The 23,721-nt window shown below is 45.9% G+C and carries 21 protein-coding genes; 7 read left to right on the top strand and 14 right to left on the bottom strand.

What is annotated here, in order from left to right; all coding sequences use genetic code 11:
• Positions 1-3 precede the first annotated feature (3 nt).
• The 11 genes from tolQ to aspS all read right to left on the bottom strand — a co-directional run bounded on the left by tolQ (position 4) and on the right by aspS (position 10,152).
• Complete coding sequence (tolQ, locus tag N646_RS00580; RefSeq protein ID WP_005378301.1) at positions 4-702, bottom strand: protein TolQ; 699 nt, start codon at positions 700-702, stop codon at positions 4-6.
• A complete protein-coding gene (gene ybgC, locus N646_RS00575; RefSeq protein WP_017820044.1) occupies positions 692-1,111 on the bottom strand; it encodes a tol-pal system-associated acyl-CoA thioesterase in 420 nt (139 codons plus the stop codon). The genes tolQ and ybgC overlap by 11 nt, the downstream gene beginning before the upstream one ends.
• Positions 1,112-1,282: 171 nt before the next feature.
• Positions 1,283-1,585: a cyd operon protein YbgE gene (gene ybgE, locus N646_RS00570; RefSeq protein WP_017820043.1), complete on the bottom strand. Its 303-nt coding sequence runs from the start codon at positions 1,583-1,585 to the stop codon at positions 1,283-1,285.
• Entirely contained in the window at positions 1,578-1,685 is a 108-nt protein-coding gene (gene cydX / locus N646_RS23315; protein ID WP_000270284.1) for a cytochrome bd-I oxidase subunit CydX, read from the bottom strand. The genes ybgE and cydX overlap by 8 nt, the downstream gene beginning before the upstream one ends.
• Positions 1,686-1,697: 12 nt before the next feature.
• Positions 1,698-2,834: a cytochrome d ubiquinol oxidase subunit II gene (cydB, locus tag N646_RS00560; RefSeq protein WP_017820042.1), complete on the bottom strand. Its 1,137-nt coding sequence runs from the start codon at positions 2,832-2,834 to the stop codon at positions 1,698-1,700.
• Between the two features lie 17 nt (positions 2,835-2,851).
• A complete protein-coding gene (cydA, locus tag N646_RS00555) occupies positions 2,852-4,438 on the bottom strand; it encodes a cytochrome ubiquinol oxidase subunit I (protein ID WP_005378311.1) in 1,587 nt (528 codons plus the stop codon).
• A gap of 461 nt (positions 4,439-4,899) precedes the next feature.
• The gene (gene ruvB, locus N646_RS00550; protein ID WP_005378312.1) at positions 4,900-5,904 is read right to left on the bottom strand and encodes a Holliday junction branch migration DNA helicase RuvB; all 1,005 of its coding nucleotides are present in this window, start codon (positions 5,902-5,904) and stop codon (positions 4,900-4,902) included.
• 287 nt (positions 5,905-6,191) lie between these two features.
• Complete coding sequence (gene ruvA / locus N646_RS00545; RefSeq protein WP_017820041.1) at positions 6,192-6,803, bottom strand: Holliday junction branch migration protein RuvA; 612 nt, start codon at positions 6,801-6,803, stop codon at positions 6,192-6,194.
• A gap of 67 nt (positions 6,804-6,870) precedes the next feature.
• Positions 6,871-7,392, bottom strand: a complete 522-nt coding sequence (ruvC, locus tag N646_RS00540) for a crossover junction endodeoxyribonuclease RuvC (protein WP_005387909.1) — start codon at positions 7,390-7,392, stop codon at positions 6,871-6,873.
• Between the two features lie 92 nt (positions 7,393-7,484).
• Positions 7,485-8,231 (bottom strand): YebC/PmpR family DNA-binding transcriptional regulator, encoded by a 747-nt coding sequence (locus N646_RS00535; RefSeq protein ID WP_005378402.1) that lies wholly within the window; start codon positions 8,229-8,231, stop codon positions 7,485-7,487.
• A 142-nt stretch (positions 8,232-8,373) separates the two neighbouring features.
• On the bottom strand, positions 8,374-10,152 hold the full coding sequence (gene aspS, locus N646_RS00530) for an aspartate--tRNA ligase (protein ID WP_017820040.1): 1,779 nt from the start codon (positions 10,150-10,152) through the stop codon (positions 8,374-8,376).
• Between the two features lie 273 nt (positions 10,153-10,425).
• On the opposite strand from aspS, the gene N646_RS00525 reads away from it, so the two are divergent.
• From N646_RS00525 to N646_RS24735, 7 genes are all read left to right on the top strand, one after another.
• Positions 10,426-11,292, top strand: a complete 867-nt coding sequence (locus tag N646_RS00525) for a DUF72 domain-containing protein (RefSeq protein WP_017820039.1) — start codon at positions 10,426-10,428, stop codon at positions 11,290-11,292.
• Positions 11,293-11,385: 93 nt separating this feature from the next.
• Positions 11,386-12,123 (top strand): carboxy-S-adenosyl-L-methionine synthase CmoA, encoded by a 738-nt coding sequence (gene cmoA / locus N646_RS00520; RefSeq protein WP_017635063.1) that lies wholly within the window; start codon positions 11,386-11,388, stop codon positions 12,121-12,123.
• 81 nt (positions 12,124-12,204) lie between these two features.
• Complete coding sequence (cmoB, locus tag N646_RS00515; RefSeq protein WP_017820038.1) at positions 12,205-13,176, top strand: tRNA 5-methoxyuridine(34)/uridine 5-oxyacetic acid(34) synthase CmoB; 972 nt, start codon at positions 12,205-12,207, stop codon at positions 13,174-13,176.
• A 276-nt stretch (positions 13,177-13,452) separates the two neighbouring features.
• Positions 13,453-14,199, top strand: a complete 747-nt coding sequence (locus tag N646_RS00510; RefSeq protein ID WP_005378391.1) for an ATP-dependent zinc protease family protein — start codon at positions 13,453-13,455, stop codon at positions 14,197-14,199.
• An 11-nt stretch (positions 14,200-14,210) separates the two neighbouring features.
• On the top strand, positions 14,211-15,716 hold the full coding sequence (locus tag N646_RS00505) for an inactive transglutaminase family protein (protein WP_005378389.1): 1,506 nt from the start codon (positions 14,211-14,213) through the stop codon (positions 15,714-15,716).
• A gap of 3 nt (positions 15,717-15,719) precedes the next feature.
• On the top strand, positions 15,720-16,688 hold the full coding sequence (locus N646_RS00500; RefSeq protein WP_005378387.1) for an alpha-L-glutamate ligase-like protein: 969 nt from the start codon (positions 15,720-15,722) through the stop codon (positions 16,686-16,688).
• Between the two features lie 227 nt (positions 16,689-16,915).
• Entirely contained in the window at positions 16,916-17,068 is a 153-nt protein-coding gene (locus N646_RS24735) for a hypothetical protein (RefSeq protein WP_005378381.1), read from the top strand.
• 143 nt (positions 17,069-17,211) lie between these two features.
• Here the strand turns inward: N646_RS24735 and mukB are convergent, their stop codons facing one another.
• Genes mukB through mukF form a run of 3 tightly spaced genes read right to left on the bottom strand, consistent with a single transcriptional unit; the run spans position 17,212 to position 23,721 of the window.
• Complete coding sequence (mukB, locus tag N646_RS00495) at positions 17,212-21,675, bottom strand: chromosome partition protein MukB (protein WP_031777201.1); 4,464 nt, start codon at positions 21,673-21,675, stop codon at positions 17,212-17,214.
• A 2-nt stretch (positions 21,676-21,677) separates the two neighbouring features.
• Positions 21,678-22,403: a chromosome partition protein MukE gene (mukE, locus tag N646_RS00490; RefSeq protein WP_005378379.1), complete on the bottom strand. Its 726-nt coding sequence runs from the start codon at positions 22,401-22,403 to the stop codon at positions 21,678-21,680.
• Positions 22,384-23,721, bottom strand: coding sequence for a chromosome partition protein MukF (gene mukF, locus N646_RS00485; protein WP_009707095.1), 1,338 nt, complete (start codon positions 23,719-23,721; stop codon positions 22,384-22,386). Before mukF ends, mukE begins: the two co-directional genes overlap by 20 nt.

Below are 23,721 nucleotides of genomic sequence, written 5' to 3'. Positions count from 1 at the left end.
GCTTTATTCCTTATCCGCGCTGTCTCGGCCAGCCATCGCTTGACGATGAAGGATGCTGTGGAATTCTTCAGAAAATGTTGCGTAAGTGTGCTCTAGTTTACTCACTTTATTGCTTAGGCGGTTGTACGCCATTACTGCCGGAATAGCCGCAAATAGCCCCATCGCTGTCGCGATAAGTGCCTCGGCGATACCCGGTGCAACCATAGACAACGTAGCTTGCTTTACTTCACCCAGCGCAATAAAGGCGTGCATGATGCCCCAAACGGTACCAAATAGGCCGATATAAGGGCTTATAGAACCGACTGTTGCCAAAAACGGTAAGCTTGTTTCTAGCTCATCTACTTCACGAGAAACAGCAACGCGCATTGCGCGGCCAGTGCCTTCCATGATGTAAGCTGGTGAATTTGCGTTGCTCTTACGTAGGCGAGCAAACTCTGTAAAACCTGCGTAGAAGATTTCTTCTGTGCCTTCAATTTCGTCTTTACGCGCTTTTACTTTTTGGTAAAGCTGAGAAAGATCAGTACCCGACCAAAATTTGTCTTCAAACTGCTCTGCATTTTTTGATGCTTGAGAAAGCACTTTGCTGCGCTTGATGATCATTGCCCATGACACAATTGACATGCCAAGCAACGTCAGCATCACAAGCTTTACCAACAGACTGGCCTGAAGAAAGAGATCTAAAATGGAAATATCAGCAGTCACTATTTGTTAGCTCCGAATTTATAAAGGTTGGAATAGCTATTGGTTTCATTTTCTTATTATCGATACATGCTACCTTAACCGAGGCCTTGCACAATATCTTGCCTTGATCATTGACCAACTCTTGACAGAATTGCAGAGAAGCACGTTTTATTTCTGACACTCGGGTTACGACTGTCAGATGCTCGTCCAGCCTAGCCCCTTGGTTAAAATCGATATCCATGTGTCGGACAACAAAGCCGATATTTTGTTCCAGTAACACATGTTGAGAAATGCCTTTAGCACGTAACATCTCTGTCCGTGCGCGCTCAAAGAATTTTAGATAATTAGAATGATATACAACACCGCCCGCATCAGTGTCTTCATAGTACACGGTGATCGGCCAGTGAAAGAGATTTGATGTGCCTTGCAAGGGAGTACCAATATATTCAATTCTTTAAAGTAATTACTATAACTGAAGCGACAGCAATTGGTACCGAGCTAAGGAAATATTTTTGAAATTTGTAGAAAAATAAAAGCTAGGCGAGATACCTAGCTTTTATTCGATGATTTAGTAACCGACTTTATTACAGCATATTTCAGCCTAAATGAAATAAAGTGCCGTTAGATAAATTAAGATAGCTAACGAGAAATAAGGACTAAACAAAACTTGCCAGTACCAGTTTCTTGGCTTGAAGCCCACCCCATACACCATGCTTGAACATACAGACCAAATCAGTGCTGGTGCGACGATTGAGTTAAAACCACCAATTGCTTGATGGTAAGCTTCAGGGTCCCACATCACCAATCCTACGTGCATAAAGCCAAGGATGAGAGATAAGACTCGTAGCAGAGTCTTATCCATTGGTGCGTGAAGTTTCGCTACCTTATCAGCGAGGTTACTCACTGTCTTTATCCATCATTTCTGAGTGCTCTAGCCAAAGAGCGTTGATGATACCGAATGCACAAGCAAGTAGTACACCTAGAATCCATGCGAAATACCACATAGTAAATGCCCCTTAGTAAAGTGAGTTTTTGTTGTCTTCAATGTACTGGTCATCAAGGCGACCAAACATCTTGTAGTAAGTCCAAGATGTGTAACCAAGGATGATTGGCACCATAACAAACGCAACGCCTGTCATTAGGTTCAGAGTCAGCTCAGATGACGTTGCATCCCACATTGTTAAGCTGTGGCTTGGCATTAAGTCTGAAGGCATGATGAATGGGAACATCGCAAAACCTGCAGTAAAGATAACACCAGCAACACCCAAGCTTGAAGTAATGAACGAAATCGCACATTTTTCAAGACGAGATGCCAATACAGCGAGAAGCGGCATTGCAACACCTAATACAGGAGCAGCCCATAGTAGTGGGTAGTTTTCAAAGTTCTTCATCCACGCACCAGCTTCACGGATAACCTCTTTGTTTAGAGGGTTAGAAGCAGCGTTAGTGTCGATACCGCCAACAATGACGTAGCCATCGATATTTTGGATCCAGAAACCAGCCGCTACAAACGCAGCAACCGTCAGTAAACCAGCCAACTGAGCAACGTTGCGCGCACGCACATGCACTTCGCCTGTTGTTTTCATTTGTAGCCAAGTAGAACCTTGCATCAAAATCATGAACAAGCTTACTAGACCACACAACAGTGCAAATGGATTTAGTAGACCAAAGAATGAGCCATGGTATGTTGGCATCAAGAACTCACTCAATTGGAATGGTACACCTTGTAGAAGGTTACCAAACGCCACACCAAAGATGATTGGCGGAACAAAACCACTGATTGAGATACAGATATCCCAGGTATTGCGCCATTTTGGTTCTTCGATTTTAGAGCGGTAGTCTAGACCCAGAGGACGAAGCCATAGCGCTGCTAGTGTCAAAATCATCGCTAAGTAGAAGCCTGAAAATGACGTTGCGTAAACCAAAGGCCAAGCTGCGAACAGTGCACCACCAGCAGTGATAAGCCAAACTTGGTTACCATCCCAGTGAGGAGCAATTGAGTTAATCATGACACGGCGTTGCGTGTCGTTTTTACCGATGATAGGTACAAGCGCGCCTACACCCATATCGAAGCCGTCTGTTACTGCAAAACCAACTAGTAGAACACCGATTAGTACCCACCAGATGAGTCGCAAGATTTCGTAATCAAACATCTTGTTATCTCCTTACCTTACGCTTCTACTTGGCGACTAACTTTGTCTTCAACAGAGTCAGCATTTTGCTCGAAGTGGTAGCGACCCGTTTTCAGGCTACTTGGGCCTTTACGAGCGAATTTCAACATTAGGTAAACTTCTGCAATCAGGAATACCGTGTATAGCGCCAGAATTGCGAAGAGTGAAGTCCAGATTTCACCTGCAGTCAGCGCAGAAGCTGCAACATGCACTGGTAGAATTTCACCTACAGCCCAAGGCTGACGGCCGTACTCAGCGACGAACCAACCCGCTTCAATTGCAATCCAAGGTAGTGGAATGCTAAATAGTGCAGCTTTTAGAATCCATTGTTTCTGTTCAATCTTCTGACGACACGTTTGGATAAACGCCGCACCAAAGACAAACAACATGATGAAGCCACAAGCAACCATGATACGGAATGACCAGAATAGCGGCCATACTGTTGGGATTGAGTCGTCCGCAGCAGCTTGGATTTGCTCTTCTGTTGCATCAACAACATTGTCTGTGTAGCGTTTTAGAAGTAGACCGTAACCTAGGTCACCTTTCACTTCATCAAACGCAGTCATGTTTTCTTCTGACTTGTCGCCCGCGCGAAGCTTCTCTAGAAGTTCATAAGCGTACATGCCGTCACGAATACGATCGACGTGTTCATCACGTAAATCACGAAGACCTGTTACTTGCTCATCAAAAGAGCGTGTCGCGATAATACCCATTACGTAAGGGATCTTAATTGCGTAATCGGTATGCATCGTTTCCTGGTTAGGAACACCAAATAACGTAAATGCGGCAGGTGCAGGTTCAGTGTGCCACTCTGCTTCAATTGCAGCGAGTTTCACTTTTTGAACTTCACCAAGCTCGTAGCCAGATTCGTCACCAAGAACGATGGTAGATAAGATAGCTGCAATACCGAAAGAAGCAGCAATAGCAAACGAACGACGAGCAAACGCAATGTCACGACCTTTTAATAGGTAGTATGAACTGATGCCTAGAATAAACATTGCGCCACAAGTGTAACCAGAAGCAACCGTATGCACGAACTTAACCTGAGCAACTGGGTTTAGTACAACCTCAGAGAAGCTCACCATTTCCATTCGCATGGTTTCGAAGTTGAAATCTGCGCCTACTGGGTTTTGCATCCAGCCGTTTGCGATAAGAATCCAAAGAGCAGAGAAGTTAGAGCCTAGTGCCACAAGCCAGGTAACCGCTAAGTGTTGGCGTTTAGATAGACGATCCCACCCGAAGAAGAATAGACCAACAAAAGTTGACTCCAGGAAGAATGCGACAAGTGCTTCGATCGCTAGCGGTGCACCGAAGATATCACCTACATAGTGGGAGTAATAAGACCAGTTCGTACCAAACTGGAACTCCATGGTAAGGCCTGTCGCCACACCAAGTGCAAAGTTAATACCGAATAGCTTACCCCAGAACTTGGTCATGTCCTTATAGATTTGCTTGTTCGTCATTACGTACATCGATTCCATAATGGCCAGAAGGAAGGCCATACCAAGGGTCAATGGTACGAATAGGAAGTGATACATCGCTGTCAGTGCAAACTGCAACCGCGATAGATCAACTACGTCAATCATGGTAACTCCTATGTGTCGGCTGAATGACACTCTCTACATATTGCAATCCATATTCAGGTGTTATTTACACTTGAAAAATGTTGAATTATCACAACTCATTGTTGCAAAAATGTGCTTCATTGGTTAGTTAATTGTTAAGCATCAGCTAATATAGCTGGGACTAATATTACTTGTAAAAACAGATTGTTTCAAAAGGTTTATAGCCGTAACGCGCTTTGATATACATCAATGTTTATGCGCGGAATTTGCACAAAAATCCATCACATTGATCTAGATCAACCAGTATTGGATACGGATGTTAAGAGAGAGTAATCAGGAGAGAAATTAACCAGTTGCAAGCAAACATCGAGTTAACAATCAATGCTTTTTACTTACTAAACCAGTATGAGAAAAAATTCAAAAAATGTGAGTTTGGTCAACTTTAATGAAGCGCTGGGCAACAAAGGCCCAGCGAGGGAATCTTATTTTTCAATTCCGAAATGCAAATACGCACGATCTGTCGCGATTCTTCCACGCGGAGTGCGTTGTAAATAACCTTGCTGAATAAGATAAGGCTCAAGAACGTCTTCAATAGTGTCCTTTTCTTCACCTATCGCCGCTGCCATGTTGTCGAGCCCGACCGGACCACCACCAAATTTTTCCATAATCGCGAGTAGTAGCTTACGGTCCATGTAATCGAAGCCTTCGGCGTCCACATCAAGCATATTCAACGCCTTATCAGCAACATCGGCACAAATGTGACCATTGCCTTTTACTTCCGCATAATCACGAACACGGCGTAGCAAACGGTTAGCAATACGTGGTGTGCCACGCGCACGTCTTGCCACTTCCAATGCACCTTCAGGTTCCATTGATAAACCTAAACAATCCGCGCTTCGCTGCACGATATCTTGGAGGTCTTTTATCTTATAAAACTCAAGGCGCTGAGTAATACCAAAGCGGTCGCGCAATGGTGACGTTAAAGAGCCCGCTCGGGTCGTCGCACCAATTAACGTAAATGGTGGTAAATCGATCTTAATAGAACGAGCGGCCGGACCTTCACCGATCATAATATCCAGTTGATAATCTTCCATCGCCGGATATAGCACCTCTTCAACCATCGGACTCAAGCGGTGAATCTCATCGATGAACAACACATCGTTTTCTTCAAGGTTGGTTAACAGCGCGGCCAAATCGCCTGCTTTCTCAAGTACAGGGCCTGAAGTAGTGCGAATGTTCACTTCCATTTCATTGGCAACGATATTCGCAAGTGTGGTTTTACCCAAACCTGGGGGACCAAAAATCAAAAGGTGATCAAGTGCTTCGCTACGTAACTGAGCAGCTTTAATGAAGATCTCCATTTGGTCACGGACATGGTCCTGACCTTGGTAATCCGCTAATTTTTTTGGCCGAATAGCACGATCAATGACATCTTCATCACGAAAGGCAGGGTTTTCTGGCGCGATTAAACGATCGGCTTCAATCATCTTTTTACCTTGAAAAATGGTTACCTGAGAGAATAATGCCGCTCGTTTAACAGCAAGTGGCATATTTCTATATCTCGTCATCCTGTACAGCGACGAAGGAGCGTGATACAGGATCTTCTACCCGAGCGATTTATGGTCAAATTGTTTCATTAACCGCTCAGCGTGCTGCTATTAGATTCCCAGTCTCGCCAGGCTCGCTGAAATGACACAAAAAAACATCGTTAAGCGATTGGCATTAACCTTAGAGAATGAGTTATCTTGAACAAATGTTCACTGTGCAACCAGCGTTACACCATTGATTTTAGAGCTTCACGGATCATTTGCTCACTGCTCATGTCCGGTTTAGCGATCTGAGATACCACTTTCGACGCTTGAGTCGGCTTGTAACCTAGAGCTAGAAGCGCACTGATTGCTTCTTCTTCCGCGTTGTTGGATGTCGCACTAGAATCCGCAGGAGCAGCATCCGTAAATGGTGTAAATAGATCGCCAGCGCCCCACCCTTTCAAGCGGTCTTTCATTTCAACAACCAATCGCTCTGCGGTTTTCTTGCCAACGCCTGGAAGCTTAACCAGCGTAGAAACGTCTTCATGTTCCACACAAGTAACAAATTGCGTTGCTGTCATACCAGAGAGAATACCAAGACCGAGTTTAGGACCAACGCCATTGGCTTTGATCACTTCACGGAAAAGTGCTCGTTCTTTTACCGTGTTGAAACCGTATAGCAATTGCGCATCTTCACGGACAACAAAGTGAGTATAAATAATGGCTTCTTCGCCAACATTTGGCAGTTCGTAAAAACAGCTCATTGGCATCTGGACTTCATAGCCAATGCCATTAACTTCAATTAATACTTCAGGTGGTTGCTTTTCAATCAGTATGCCACGAAGACGTCCAATCACTATAAATACTCTTTGGAAATGAATTTGCGACAGGATAATAAAGAACTGGATAGACATCCAGTTAATTTTAACGGTAGCGCCCTTTTCTGGCACTGGTTGCTTTGCCCGCTAACGCAACGAGAGTCTTGTTAGTATTGGCATGACAAATCGCCACACCTAAAGCATCGGCTGCATCCGCTTGAGGCTTGGCGGGCAATTTAAGCATCTGCTGAACCATATGCTGAACTTGCGCTTTGTCCGCGCCACCAGTGCCGACGACAGCTTGCTTAATAAGACGAGCCGCATATTCAAATACCGGCAACTCCGCATTCACCGCAGCAACAATTGCACTGCCACGAGCTTGGCCAAGTTTTAGCGCTGAATCCGCGTTTTTGGCCATAAACACTTGCTCGATCGCGAAAACGTCCGGTTGAAACTGGGTAATGATTTCCGTGACGCCTGCATAAATCTGTTTAAGCCGACCCGGAAGTTCTTTTTCTGAAGTACGAATGCAGCCACTACCAAGGTATTGCAAGTGGCGTCCATTTTGACGAATGACCCCATAGCCGGTAATGCGCGAACCTGGGTCAATGCCCAAAATAATTGACATGAATGTTCCTAAAAATGAGGCCTAATTCGGCCTCAGTCTTTTTATTATTACTTGCTAACTTCGGAGCAAATACCGCTCCCGACACCTTGAGTTTAATCTAGCGTAGCCGCAACGTCGTCAGAGATATCACCATTGTGATAAACCTCTTGAACGTCGTCCAGATCTTCCAAAGCGTCAATCAAACGAAGTAGTTTTGGCGCAGTATCCGCGTCCAAATCTGCTTTCGTAGATGGGATCAGCGACACCTCCGCGTTCTCTGCCTCAAACCCTGCGGCATCAAGAGCATCTTTTACGAGTCCAAAATCGCCTGGGGCCGTGTAGACATCAATCGAGCCATCTTCTGCCGTTTCAATGTCATCAGCACCACTTTCTAATGCTACTTCCATTACCGCATCCTCATCTAAACCTGGGCCATATGAAATCACGCCTTTCTTGTCGAAAAGATAGTTGACGCTACCATCCGTCCCCAGATTACCGCCTGACTTTGAGAATGCATGGCGTACGCCAGATACCGTACGATTTCGGTTATCCGTCATACATTCGACCATGACCGCCGTACCACCTGGGCCATAACCTTCATAGATCACGGTTTCCATGTTGTCGTCGCCTTCACCACCAGCACCTCGGCTGACAGCGCGGTTGACAGTGTCACGTGTCATGTTGTTAGACAGTGCTTTATCAATTGCTGCTCGCAAACGTGGGTTATTTTCTGGCTCACCGCCCCCCTCTTTTGCCGCAACAACGATTTCACGGATTAATTTAGTAAAGATTTTGCCGCGCTTCGCATCTTGCGCTGCTTTACGGTGACGAATATTCGCCCATTTACTATGACCAGCCATAATTCACCTTTTAATGTATTTTGACGCTTAATAACAAAACATGTTCTAAAAGCGTTGCTTGGGAAATTGCTTTGGAAGTTTCTTGGGTTTATTTAAACAAAAACTCCCGCAGTTGCGGGAGTTTTCTTCAAATGTTGTGCGCTTATTCTGCGTCTTTTTCTTTCGCTGCAGTTACTGCGATTGCTAGCTCTTCTAGCGCTGCTGGGTTCGCAATACTTGGTGCGTCTGTTAGTAGACACGCAGCTGCTGTTGTTTTAGGGAACGCGATAACATCACGGATGTTCTCTGTACCACATAGCAGCATTACTAGACGGTCTAGACCAAATGCAAGACCAGCATGTGGAGGCGTACCGAATTTCAGCGCATCAAGCAGGAAGCCGAACTTAAGCTGTTGCTCTTCAGGTGTGATGCCTAGAATATCAAATACGGCTTCTTGCATATCTGCGTTGTGGATACGAACAGAGCCGCCGCCCACTTCGTAGCCATTTAGAACCATATCGTAAGCGTTAGAATTTGCCGCAACAGGGTTTGCTTTTAGCTCTTCTGCAGTCACACCTAGAGGCGATGTGAATGGGTGGTGCATCGCGTGTAGGTTGCCTTCGTCATCTTCTTCGAACATTGGGAAGTCAACAACCCATAGTGGAGCCCATGCAGACTCATCCGTTAGCTCTAGGTCTTTACCTAGTTTCAAACGTAGCGCACCCATTGCTTCTGCAACGATGCCCGCTTTATCAGCGCCAAATAGGATAATGTCACCAGATTCCGCTTGAGTACGATCTAGAATGCCGTTGATCACGTCTTCATTTAGGAACTTAGCGACTGGAGATTGGATACCTTCCATGCCCGCTGCACGGTCGTTAACCTTCATCCAAGCTAGACCTTTCGCACCGTAGATGCCAACGAATTCACCGTAGCCATCAATTTGCTTACGAGTCAAAGATGCACCACCTGGAACGCGAATAACGGCAACGCGGCCTTTTTCGTCGTTTGCTGGACCTGAGAATACTTTGAACTCAACATCTTTCACTAGGTCAGCAACGTCTACTAGTTCCAGTGGGTTACGTAGGTCTGGCTTGTCAGAACCGAAACGACGAATCGCTTCGCTGAACGGCATTACTGGGAATTCACCTAGGTCAACGTTTAGTAGCTCTTGCCACATTTCACGAACCATTTTCTCAGTCGTTGCACGAACTTGGTCAGCCGTCATGAATGACGTTTCGATATCGATCTGAGTGAATTCTGGTTGACGGTCAGCACGCAAGTCTTCATCACGGAAACACTTAACGATTTGGTAGTAACGGTCAAAACCAGACATCATTAGAAGCTGTTTGAATAGCTGTGGAGACTGAGGAAGCGCGTAGAAGCTGCCTTTGTGAACACGGCTAGGTACTAGGTAGTCACGAGCGCCTTCTGGAGTCGCTTTTGTTAGGACTGGTGTTTCGATGTCTAGGAAACCGTTGTCATCTAGGAAACGACGAACAAAGCTAGACGCTTTAGCTCGTAGCTTGATGCGGTCGCTCATTTCTGGACGACGTAGATCTAGGTAACGGTACTTCAGGCGCTGCTCTTCAGAGTTCTTTTGGTTGAAGTCTAGAGGCAGAACATCAGAACGGTTGATGATTTCAAGACCTTTCGCAAGGATCTCAACTTCACCTGTTGCCATGTCTTTGTTTGCTTGGCTCTCTGGGCGAACGCGCACTTCACCCGTTAGTTTGATACAGAATTCATTACGAAGTGTGTTCGCCACTTCATACGCATCCGCCATATCTGGATCAACAACTACCTGAACGATACCTTCGCGATCTCGCATATCAATAAAAATAAGACCGCCTAAATCACGACGACGGTTAACCCAGCCGCAAAGTTCTACAGTTTGTCCTGCAAGGGACTTGTTCAGGTGACCACAGTAATGGGTACGCATAATGAAATTCCCAATCTCTCAAATGTTGTTAACTACGCTCTGTCAGCCTCATTGCTAAGCAGAGTAAAGATTCAGTTATACGCTGAATGTCCACGAAAATCGACTACTCAACATACAATTACGTGTGTTTTATCATTCACTGGTGCTTTTTAGTACAACAAATGTTCAAAAGCGCACCAAAGCGAAAAAATTGGGGAGGATTATAGCGTGAAATTACCTATTTCAGCAAAACTCTCGTAAAGTATTCACACGAGTAGCAAGCAGTAAAGAATAATGGATAACTTACCTCTTCGACTTGGATTGACGATGTGGTCGCACAATCAATGGCAACAAAGTTTTTACGGCAGCGGGACAAAGCCCGCTGAACGTTTAGAAAGGTATGCGCAAGTGTTTCATACCGTGGAAGGCAACACGACATTTTATGCCACACCGACGCTCAATACAGTGCAAAACTGGAGAGCCGCAACCCACGATGATTTTCGCTTTACTTTCAAACTTCCTAAAGCCATCACTCATGAGCAAATGCTAAGAGGTTGCAGCGAACAACTGAGAGACTTCATGAAAGTCATGGAGCCTTTGCATGACCGTGTGGGCCAATGGACAATTCAATTACCAGCCGCATTTGGTCCTGAGCACCTTGATCGACTGAAAAAGTTCTGTGCGAGCTTTCCACCTAACTTCCCTCTCGGTGTTGAGGTTCGTCATATGGCATTTTTCTCCAAAGGCGAAGAAGAGCGAGCACTTAACCAATGGTTAGTAGAGAATAATATTGACCGTATTATTATGGATAGCCGCCCAGTCTTTGCCGCTAAGCCCGACAATGAGGCGATCATTGATGCGCAAATGAAAAAACCACGAGTCCCTGTCCACGCCATTGCTACCGCTTCACACCCTTTGATTCGCTTTATTGGTCATCCAGAAGAACAGCAAAATTACGAGTTTTTTAAACCATGGCTCAGCAAGTTGCCACAATGGATTGCCGAAGGTAAACAGCCATATGTCATGATCCATACCGCAGACAATATAATTGCGCCAGAGTTGGCTGCAAACCTGTATAAAGACATACAAAAACGTATCACGCTCCCTGAGTTAGCGCCTTTCCCAGCTGACGATGGCAACTCGCAGTTACAGATGTTCTAACGCAACACATGACAGAGGCGCGAAATTCCCATAAAATACGCGCCTTTTTTGGTGCCTGACATTTTCAGGCGGCTTGTATGCAGAGACTTAGTTATGAACCCTAAGAGCAATCCAGATACTATTTTTTCGGCTCCAATCGATAAAATTGGGGATTTCACGTTCGATGAACGCGTAGCGGAAGTATTTCCTGACATGATTCAACGATCGGTACCGGGTTACAGCAATATCATTTCTGCAATCGGTATGCTGGCAGAGCGTTTTGTAAAACCTCACTCAAACATCTATGACCTTGGCTGTTCTTTGGGTGCTGCAACATTGTCTATGCGTCGCCATATCAAACAAGAAGGCTGCCAAATCATCGCAGTGGACAACTCTCCTGCGATGGTTGAGCGTTGTAAACTTCACGTCAACGCTTACCGCAGTGACACTCCTGTGGATGTAGTAGAAGCAGACATTCGCAATATCGAAATTGAAAACGCGTCAGTGGTGGTGTTGAACTTCACTTTGCAATTCCTCTCTCCAGAAGATCGTTACTCCTTGCTCGAAAAAATTTACGCAGGCCTTCGTCCGGGCGGCATTTTGATTCTATCTGAGAAATTCGTCTTCGAAGATGAAGTGTCGAACGAACTGTTAATTGACCTTCACCACGACTTTAAACGTGCGAATGGTTATAGCGAACTAGAAATCAGCCAAAAGCGCAGCGCGATAGAAAACGTAATGCGCCCAGATTCAAAGAAAGAACATAAAGAGCGTTTCGCTAAAATTGGCTTTTCTAGCTACGATGTTTGGTTCCAATGCTTTAACTTCGGCTCCATGTTCGCGATTAAATAGACCATGCATACAAAGCCTGAACTATACCGATTTCGGCTTTTGTTAATAATTTATACCCATCAACTCAGCGATTAACTAACTATGTTTAACTTTGCAAATTTCTACCAATTGATTGCCCAAGACACTCGTCTTCAACCTTGGCTTAATGTGCTTCCACAACAGCTAACGGATTGGCAAAATGCAGAGCACGGTGACTTTGGTCGCTGGTTGAAAGCCCTGAACAAAATCCCAGCGGGTAGACCGGACAACATCGACATTGTTGATTCTGTCACGATTTCAAACAATGAGCCCATGCCTCAAGGGGAACTTAAAAAGCTAGAAAGCTTACTTCGTACATTCCATCCTTGGCGCAAAGGCCCATACAACGTACACGGCATCCATATTGATACTGAGTGGCGCAGTGATTGGAAATGGGACCGCGTGCTTCCGCATATTTCACCATTAAAAAATCGCAGCGTACTCGATGTAGGTTGTGGTAACGGCTACCACATGTGGCGCATGCTAGGCGAAGGTGCACGCTTAACTGTCGGTATCGATCCATCTCACCTGTTTCTAATTCAGTTCGAAGCAATTCGTAAACTAATGGGCGATGACCAACGTGCACACCTATTGCCATTGGGTATTGAACAACTACCTAAGTTAGAAGCGTTCGATACGGTATTCAGCATGGGCGTGCTTTACCATCGCCGCTCGCCTCTCGATCATTTAGTGCAACTAAAAGATCAATTGGTATCTGGTGGTGAACTCGTATTGGAAACACTCGTGATTGAAGGTGATGAGAATGCAGTACTGGTCCCGACTTCTCGTTACGCGCAAATGCGTAATGTCTATTTCTTCCCTTCAGCAAAAGCCCTAAAAGTGTGGTTAGAATTGGTCGGTTTTGAAGATGTTCGTATCGTTGATGAAAACATCACATCCGTAGATGAACAACGTACCACAGATTGGATGACGCATAACTCTCTACCTGACTACTTAGATCCGAACGACCCAAGCAAGACTGTAGAAGGCTACCCTGCCCCTCGCCGCGCGGTTCTTGTCGCTCGCAAATCATAATTCGCTGAGATTCCTGACATTGTCTTAACTCATTTTACGAGTTAAGACATTACCCTCTTTCCTCGTAATGAGCGAGTTTGATTTTTGAATCCATTTTTCACGTCAAAATATAAGCACGCTCTAAATAAGGATGCGCTTTTATGTCCTTGATTTTTGGCTTTTCATCACTATTCCTCAAACAATAAGTAATAGAGAAACATTCTTACTTGTGAGGCTTTATCGATATAAGCTAAACTCCTAAAAAATAAACAACTTAATCCAATCCCAAGGTTTTCAATGTTATTACGATTGACCCCGATTGTTGCCATCGCCTTACTATCTGGATGCTCACTAACCAAAGGCGAACAGTACCACCAAGAAACGTTAGCGGCGATTCAAAATTCAGAAGCGAATGTCAATAATCGCATTACCAACCTAGAGCTACAGCTCAGCAACCAATCGGACTATATCGACAGCCTTGAAGAACAAGTCGATAAACTACAGGTTGAACTTCTTACATTTCGCGATGAAGCAATGGCAGAAGTAAAAAAACCGAAAGAGCCGATTATTGTCCAATCTCCCGCTCCTGTGGAACCAACCCCAACTCACGATATTGTCCTTGGCTCTATCGAAAAGGTCACTGTAGAGTCGATTAAGCAAACTTTTGATGCACGTATCGACACTGGTGCCGCGACGTCGTCTTTAAATGCCGTTGATATTGAAGAGTTCGAAAGAAATGGCAAAAAATGGGTCCGATTCCACTTAGCAGACACCAGTAAATCCGAAGAAGAGAAAAGTACTTGGATCGAAGCTCCTGTCATTCGCTACGTCAAAATCCGCCAGGTTACCAGTGAAGAGTTAGAACGCCGCGCTGTGGTAGAACTTTGGGTGCGCGTTGGAAAAATTCATGAAAAAGCGCAATTTACGTTGGCAGATCGCTCACATATGAACCATCCTATTTTACTGGGTAGAGAATTTATGCGCGACATAGCACTTGTCGATGTAAGTCGTACCTATATCCAAACGGACGAAGATAAAAAATAATAAGGTAGATTATGACGTCAAAAATACCGTTTTACCTTTCTATCATCTTATTGGTGATTGCGGGCATTGCTCTGAGTGTTTTCAGACATGAAAACTACGGCGTGCCTTGGACGCCAGGCGAAACTCGCCAGGTATGGGATGTAGAAGCTCGTATTGAGTTCAATGCTAACGGCAACGAAGTAAAAGCGTCACTTGCAGCACCTCATACACAAAGTGGTTACACACTTATCGGTGAATCTGCTTCCTCATCAGGTTATGGCGTTTCCTACATCAATGACGATTCAGGCCGTCGTGCAGAATGGTCAATTCGCCAAGCTCAAGGGCCACAAACCATATACTACAAAGCCCAGTTCTTAGTAGACCCTCAGGCTAAAGTCACTCCTTTACCGCCAACGGAAGACATTACGCCACCAACGCTATCAGCACCACAAGCAGCAGCGGCAAATGCCCTTATCGAACGTGCGATGAGTCGCTCAGCCGATAATGTGACGTTTACTCGTGAGCTTATCAAAGCGCTTAATGACCCAGATAGCCAAAACTCGTCGCTACTACTGAACGATTTCAGCCGTACTGATGCACTGCATAATATTTTGCTTACCGCAGGTATACAAAGCAAAACCGTCGGTGTTATCGAACTAGAAGATGGTCGTCGACGCCAAACAATTCAACCAATGGTTCAGGTTTGGTCAGGTAAAGATTGGGTACTGTTTTCGCCAAAATCCGAACAAAAAGCAGTGAAACCCAACTTGTTAGTGTGGGATGAATCAAACGTATCCTTACTTGACCTTGTTGGTGGTAAAAATAGCCAAGTGCATTTCTCGATGATTAAGCAAGAAATGACACCACAACAAGCTACAAACAACAAAATAGAAGCAGATGGATTACTGAATATTTCAATTCATAGCTTACCTTTGGAAGAGCAAGCGATGTTCAAAACCATCATGCTCATCCCTATTGGTGCTCTGATCGTTGTGTTCTTGCGTGTGATTATCGGCCTGAAAACATCCGGTACCTTCATGCCTGTGTTGATTGCCGTTGCTTTTGTTCAAACTCAACTATTAACGGGTATTGTCGGTTTCTTGCTAATTGTAGGTACAGGCCTGATTATTCGAAGCTATTTGTCTAGGTTGAACTTATTGCTGGTAGCAAGGATATCTGCGGTCATTATTACCGTTATCATGATCATCTCGGTGTTCACCGTTGTTGCGTTTAAGATGGGCTTAACGGAAGGCCTAACAATTACCTTCTTCCCTATGATAATCTTGTCTTGGACGATTGAACGTATGTCAATCCTATGGGAAGAAGAAGGTGCGAAGGAAGTTGCTCTGCAAGGTGGTGGTTCATTGCTGACAGCGGTATTAGTTTACCTTGCAATGACGAACTCATACATTCAACACTTAACCTTTAACTTCATTGGTCTACAGTTGATTGTTCTGGCCGGTATTCTATTACTAGGTACTTACACAGGTTACCGCCTCACTGAGCTACGACGCTTCAAACCACTAGCGGAGGACTAAACGATGTTCGAAAGTTTTACTTCGCCGTCTAAGCTTCGCCATAAAGGCATTATGGGGATGAACAAGCGTAACCACAGCTATATTGGCCGTTACAATGATCGTTCTAAATACCCACTTGTCGATGACAAGCTAAAGACCAAAATTATTGCACAGGCAGCAGGAGCAACAGTTCCTGCCCTGATCGGTGTCATTCATAACCAAGCTGAAGTTAAGACTATCCACAAAATGGTTGAGAACTGGCCTGGTTTTGTAATCAAACCTGCACAAGGTAGTGGCGGTAAAGGCATTCTGGTTGTTACGTCTCACAAAAACGGGGTATATACCAAACCCTCCGGCTCTACAATTGGTAGGGATGAGGTCGAGCGTCACATTAGTAATGCGCTTGCTGGCCTTTTCTCTCTTGGTGGTAAAAATGACGTTGCTGTGGTTGAAAACTTAATCAAGTTTGATGACTGTTTTGATGGCTTCAGTTATGAAGGCGTACCAGATGTTCGGATCATCGTATTTAAAGGTTATCCAGTTATGGCGATGATGCGCTGTTCTACAGCGGCTTCCGACGGCAAAGCAAACCTTCACCAAGGTGCCGTAGGAGTAGGCATTGACATCGCGACAGGTAAAGCCGTCAGAGCGGTGCAGTTCGATCATCCAGTGACTCATCACCCTGATACAGGTAAAGACCTTTCGACCCTTCAAGTACCGCATTGGGAGCGCTTGCTGGAGCTTGCGTCAAGTGCCTGGGAAATGACAGGTTTGGGATACATGGGTACGGATATGGTGCTGGATAAAGATGAAGGACCTATGGTTTTAGAGCTTAACGCTCGCCCTGGTCTGGCAATCCAAATCGCTAATGGTGCAGGCTTGCTTCCTCGTTTGAAACACATAGAGAGCCTTGGCACACCTGCTGAGTATCCAAAACCGATTGAACGCGTCGCTTACGCAGCAGAGCAGTTCGGTGTGAAGCCGTTGTTCTAACCCTCCGACCTAATGTTCGTTATTACTCGCCAGTAATTGTCATGATTACTGGCGTTTTTGTTCCCGCATCCAAAAACCTTGCACTTGCTCTCCTTATTAAACACATCCTTCTCATATATAAGTTGAATCAATGATCGAGCTAACAAAATCAACATAGATCGTTTCTTTTCTACTTTGCCTTTTGAGTATGATGAGAGCTCCCCTTACTCAACTTGAGAGGTTGGGAAATGCTAATAAAAGAAACAAATAATGATGAACCAGAGCTTGAAGAACAAGAGAGCTTAGACCAACACCTACAACGCTTGTCTGAGCTTTCTGTCCAAGCACTTGAAGAGCTTGCTGAAATGATCGAAGTCAGGGACGATATTCCAGAGGAATAAACGTCGCTTCCTCATTAAGTTCCGTTAATAAGCCGAGACTGCCGTCCTACAGTCTCGGCTTATCTTATGTATTTCGAAGCCTGCCTCGTAAACAGATACAAAAACGCCCGCATTCATTGCGGGCGTTTTGTTAGATTCGAAGTTTACGATTCAAACTCTTCAATCATCTCTTGTGCTTCGGTCTTAGGCTTATCCGTTTGACCAAAACCGCGCAGACCCACTACGTGTACGTGTTCGTGGTCTTTAAACACCTTACGCACCAGTTTGTAGGTCGTACCTTTCTCTGGGCTGATGTTTTCTGGTGCCGCGATAAGAAGCTGCATATCCAGACGGTCACACAATTCGAACAATGTCGCGATCGATTTCGCATCCAGACGCGCTGCTTCATCTAAGAACAGCAGACGACAAGGCACAATGTCTTTACTGCGCAGGCGGCGTGATTCTTCTTCCCAGCTTTGAACAACCATCAGTAGGATTGACTGACCAGTACCGATCGCCTCACCTGTTGATAGCGCGCCAGACTCAGCCTGTAGCCAACCATCTGTACCACGGTTCACTTCTACACTTAGCTCTAGGTAGTTACGGTAATCCAGTAGCTCTTCACCCAAAACCTGAGGAGAACGTTGACCCATATCGATATGTGGGTTCACACGTTGGAACAGCTTCGCCATTGCTTCGGAGAAAGTAAAGCGAGTCGATTCAAACAGGTCTTTGTGCTGCTCTTGTTGTGTCGCTAGACCGTTCAGTAGCACTTCGTGACTTTCGCGGATCTTCACGTTTAGACGTACGCCCTTCACCTGACCAAACGAAATGTTCGACAAGCCTTGATTCAGCATACGAATACGGTTTTGCTCACGCTGAATCGTCTTCTTGATGATGCTCGCTACCGACTCAGAGCTGATCGCTAGACGGTTTTCACGTTGCGTTAGCTCTTCCGTTAGACGCGCCAGCTCGACTTCCATCTCTTCGATTGCTTCAACTGGGTCATCAGTACGGATGATATCCTGACGAATACGCTCACGAAGGTGTTGGTATACAGCAATATAGAACAGAACTTTACGCTCTGGGCGAGCGTTGTCTTCTGATAGACGCAGCGCATCACGCAGGTCGTCATTGTTCGCAACCGCTAGACGCAGCGCACCCAGTGATTTATCCGACATCGAACGCAGTTCATCCGCTGACATGTAAGCCAGTTCACGCTTGTGTAGACGACGTTCAACATCGTTCTCGCGCGCCAGACGAAGTACAGAGCACCAGCCAGCTTTCGCTGCAACCACAAAGGTACGTAGCTCAACGTATTCTTTCTGAACTTTCTTCAGACGTTTCGCCAAGCCTTTCATCTCTAGTTCAGTAGAGGTGATTGTGCGCTCGTATTCGCTCTTACGGCTACGAGACGTGTGTAGACGCTCATGCAATTCATCACGACGACGCATTGCACGTTCTTCAGCACCTTCGTCCGCGTTCACGCCAAACTCTTGAAGTTCTTGTTTGAACTCTTGAACCGTTTCCAGTTTCGCTTGGTGTGAACTCTTCAATGACGCCAATACTTGGTTGTATTGGTTCATTTGGCCTTGCGACTGTTTCAACTCTTCACGAGAGCGTGTACGCATTTGTTCAGCTTGAACCAGTTTTGCTTTTAGCTGCTCGCTCAGTTCGCTGCTCTTGTTCAGTAGGTCTACTGAATCTGAGTAAGCGAAGTAGTGGCGACGCTCAACGAGATCTGAGAGTGCAAAGATTTGCTTCTTAAGATCTTGTAGCTGTTCGTCTGCCGCTTTGTATTCTGCTTCTAGCGCGTCGAATTGCTCTGGGTCAGCATCAAGCGCAGACGCAATATTCTCTAATTGCGCGACGGCTTTTGCATGGTTGCTTAAGAAGTTCTTCGCCTCTGCAAGCTGAGCGATTTTCTCTTCTAGCTCATCAAAACGCGCTTGCAATGACTCATCTTCAACAAGCACCATGTGTGACGCTAGCTTGTCCAGAGAAGACAACGCTTGCTTGCTGGTTTGAAGCTGAGAACGTTGTTGTTGCTCTTTCACATCCAGATCCGCCAACACGCGAGCAATTTGGTTACGCTTATCACGAATAGTTGCCAGTGCTTGTTCTGGATCGGCGTCAAAAGCAACCTGAATGTGGTTAGACACAAATAGGTTAAACGCTTGGTACAAGCGCTGCATTTTCTGAGAATCAAACGCCGCTTTTGCGTGTTTCTCTACCACTTCTTCTCGTTCGTTACGCAGCAACTCTAGACGCTGCTCACGTGCCGCACGGCCAAACAATGGGATCTCAGGCAAGCGAGAGTAACGCATTTGGCGATCGTTCATACGAACGCAAACCGCGCCCTCTAACTCTTCTGCATCGAACGAGCTGTCATCAAAGGCATCGATGTCACCTTCAATGATGTACAAGTCTTCTGGACAGTCGTCTAGCTCTACCAGTTTCTCTTCGATGCCTGACAAGTCAGAAACAACGATAGCGTGACGAGCCGGACCGTACATCGCACTGAAATAAGGCGCGTCATCAATCGTGATGTCATCGTAGATCTCAGACAGCAATACACCGCCCAGCGTATCTGCCAAACCTTTCAGGCGAGGGTCATTTGAACCACCAGGAGAAGCAAGACGCTCAATCTCAGAGTCTAGCTGGCTACGGCGCTCAGCAAGCTTATCTTTAGCTAAAGACAGCTCCCTTTCTTGTTCAAGGACAACTTGCATGTGGTTCATTACCGCATGGCGATCCTCAAGCTCTTCACCGCTCTGCTCTCTCAGTTTCTCTAGCGCATCGTTCGCCGCGATCCAAGCTGGTGCTATTGCTTCAAGCTTACTGATTTCTGCCACCGCGTTTTGCTCTAGACGGCGCTGTTCACCACGCTGATCACGAACTTCTTCTTGAGCTATCTCTAGTGATTCGATTTGCGTCGCATGACGTTCACGTTCTTGTTCAAACGTAACCTCATCGGTTAGTTCAACGTGATATTGCTTTTTGTATTCAGCAACCAGTTCACGTGCTTGACGCTGCTGGTTAAGGCTGCGTTCGAGATCACGGTGTTGTGCTCGCCATTGCTGTTCGTTTTGTGCGATTTGTTGTGACTCACGCGCTTTCGCGATTGCAGTTTTCGCATGTTCAGACGCGTCTTTGCGCTCAACTTGACCAACGATGCTTTGTACCAGTTTAAGCGCGGTTTCAAACTGCTCTGCCGCTGCAGAGGACATGTCCAGTTTGTGCTTAACCGATAGCAACGCATTGGTGTGTTCTGATTCTTTGCTCTTAAGCTCAGAGACAAGCGCTTGAGCCGATTCCGCCGTTAGGCTGTCATCGCCAAGTAGCTGCTTCGCTTTCTCCAGCGCTTGAACTGCTTGTTGATATTGAAGGGCGCGAGTTTGCTGAACGTCAAGAGCTTGCTGGTAATCAGCAAGTTGCGTCTTAAGGCTATCCACCTCTTCTTCTGCAACGGTAGCTTGCTCTTCAGCCATCATCACGCGTTCTTGCGCTTCTTCCACTACCATCATTTGTTCTTCAAGACGCTCGCTCAGCTCTTCAAGATCTTCTTGGTAGCGTTCGATCTTCTCTTGCTGACGCAGCGCGTTTTGCACCAGTTGCAAGTGATCAGAAGCCGCTTGGTAGTCTTGCTCTAAAGAAGATTCTGATTCGATCAGCAGTTCCAGCTCTTCTTGAACGCGATTAAGCAGATTGTTTTGCTCAATCAAGGTCTCGCGAGAACCAAATAACTCTGAACGCAAAGACAATGTCTGTTCTAGTTTTTTACGACGCTCGTTAGCATGGCGCATATAGTCCGCTGCCACGTAGTTAGTCGACTCTGTGATCAAGTGTTTGAACAAGTCACGGTCTGCTTGCGTAGTTTTGATCGCTTCTAGCGTCATGCGGTTTTCACGCAGCGCCGATTCCATATCTTGGAACGCTTTCTTCACGCCGCCGTTTTGTGGCAGAAGGTAGTCACGTAGCGAACGGGTAATCGCACTTGAGATACCACCGTAAAGCGATGCTTCGATCAGGCGGTAGAATTTAGAACGGTCACCAGAGTTACGCAGTTTCTTCGGAATCACACCGAATTCAAACATTTGTGCGTGGTAATCCACGATAGAAGAGAACGCTTTGAACTGAACGCCTTCAAATTCCGCGATCGATTCTTTTACTTCGTTGATTTGACGTACACGAGCTTGAGTCGCAGATACGCTTTCAACCAAGATATCCGTTGGTTTCACATGGCTTGGAAGACCTTGGATCACAAACGGTTTGATGTCTACTTTCTTATCACGACCCGCAACTTGCTGTAGTTTTACTGCAAACAATAGGCGTTGGTTACGTGAGTTCACCACGTCTAGCGCCGCATAACATGCGCCCGGCTGTAGCTTACCGTACAAACCTTTGTCGCGAGACGATTGGCTGCTGCCTGCTTCTGTCGTGTTACGGAAGTGCAGCAGCGTTTGGTCAGGAATCAATGCGGTGATGAACGCCGCCATTGTGGTTGATTTACCTGCACCGTTACCACCTGATAGCGTGGTGACCAGACCATCGATGTCAAACGTACGGGCAAAGAAGCCGTTCCAGTTGACCATGGTCAGCGATTGGTATTTACCGCGTTCAATCATGCTCATGCTTCACCCTCTTCTGTTGTTTCTTCTTGGGCTTGGTCGTCTTGATCTTCTTCAGACAATAGGCTGCCTTGGCTTGGCTCTTTGGTGTGCACTACCGCTTCACCATCACGGATCAGACGCAATTGCGCTTCACGCATATCATCGCCAATACGTACATCGGCACCAAAGCGGAATACCGCTTCACTGATGCTGAATTTACCGGTCTCACCGATGTTGATGATCATGCCTAGGCGACGCAGACGACGAAGTGACGTACGTACTTTTTCAAACAGCTTTTCTTTATCAAGGTCAGAACCGGTAGCACGGTTCGTCACTAGCTTCATCAGCTTATTTTCATCTGCTAGAGCAAGCAGTTCGTCGTACAGCTCTTGGTTAGTGAAGATGCCTTCGTGCGCAAGACGCTCTGGGCTTAGGTAAAGGAAACACAGTACCTTACCCACCAGCATATCCAGTTCAGAAAGAACACTACGGCCAATCAGAGATGTTGAACGTGGACGAAGGTAGAAGAAACCTTCTGGCGCTTTCACCAATTCGGTGTTGTAGCGTTGGTAGAAAGAAGAAAGCTCAAGTTCGAAATCCGACAACAACGCGTGGTTGTCTAGATCTTCACTTGAGATATGACGCCCTGCTCGAAGCATGCTGTCTAGCGCTGGGAACAGAGGGTTAGAAATTGCTTTTGCCAGATTCTCTGACATGTATTCATTAGTATCGGTCGATGACATTCGCTTGTACCTTTGCCCCAAATTCGTTGATTGCTTTCCAGTCTGGCTGAACAGCTTGGTAGTCGGATTCTGAGTAACCCAGACGTACCGCCTGATCAACGACAATGCGAGCTAAATCAAAGTGATGAGTGTATGGGTGTTGTGCAAGGTAATCTCGCAGTACCACGCTCAAGTCGATTGGTGTGCCTTGATCTTTATGCGCTTTTAGCATGTCACCAATTCGCTCTGCCAACTCATCATTGACTTGTTGAAACTCTTCGTATTCTACTTCCATCGGAACTTGACCCGTTACCTCGTCATCACGCAGTACTAGGGCTTCATCACGAAGGTCAGAAAGCCTTTCCGCATCTGCATAAGTCAGATACCAAGGCGCATCGAAGTAATCTTTGACGGATTGACGCAGACGCGAGCTAAACGCACGGTTCTTATCCATATCAATAGCAGTACGGATAAACTTGTGTACGTGTCTGTCATAACCAATCCAGAGATCGATCGCTTGCTGGCCCCAGCTTGTGATTCGGTCCAGCTTCATTTGCAGACCAAACAAGGCTTCTTCGATGAACTCCAGCTCAGGGTCACCGTAAACAATTTCTTGAATATCTAGGATCTGAGTTTGCAGTTCATCACTGGCAGCTTGCAGCGTATCTTGAAGTTCACGCAACGTGCTCGACGTTTCTGACAGTAGCGCTTCACAGTTGTTGATCGCTTCACGCCAGTCTTTGTTAAGCAGATCAGCAATCTGTTGTTTAACAGACTGTTGCTGCTCATCCATCACACGTTGGTTAAGGTCGATTTGATCGAAGATCTCGCCTACAGAATATTTCAAAATTCCGTAAACGTTTTTCTTCCAGTGGCCCGGAGTGCCACCCTTTTGTGCAGCTTCAATCGCTTTTGCCATTTCATCCGCTACCATCGATAGCTGGATAGAAAGACGCAGTTTCGAGAACTCGCGATGACGCACGTAGTAGTCGGTAATTCCTATCGCTAATGGCGACAAGCGGTAAATGCTCGCTCCGTCAGTAATCTCACTGACAAAACGGCTCATAAGACGCTGCTTAACCATCTCGTTGATGGCATTGTTCGCACGGAAAGCCGAAGCTTCGCCGGTCTCATCAAAAAGTCGAGTGACGATGGCAAATGCGTCGTGCAATTCACCTTCACCCAATTCTTCATCGAACCTTTCATTACTTAGTACAGCGATGGCAATCAAAAATGCCAATCGCTCAGTGGTCAGGTTCAACGAGAAATCGTGCTGCTTAACCCAGCCAACCAACTCATCGATTGGTTGCTCTGCAGCATTGAGAGTCATCTCACTCAT

This window comes from Vibrio alginolyticus NBRC 15630 = ATCC 17749 (assembly GCF_000354175.2).
Classification (GTDB): Bacteria; Pseudomonadota; Gammaproteobacteria; order Enterobacterales; family Vibrionaceae; genus Vibrio; species Vibrio alginolyticus.
Note: the sequence above shows the minus strand (reverse complement) of the source record. Positions and strands in the feature narration are given on the sequence as shown.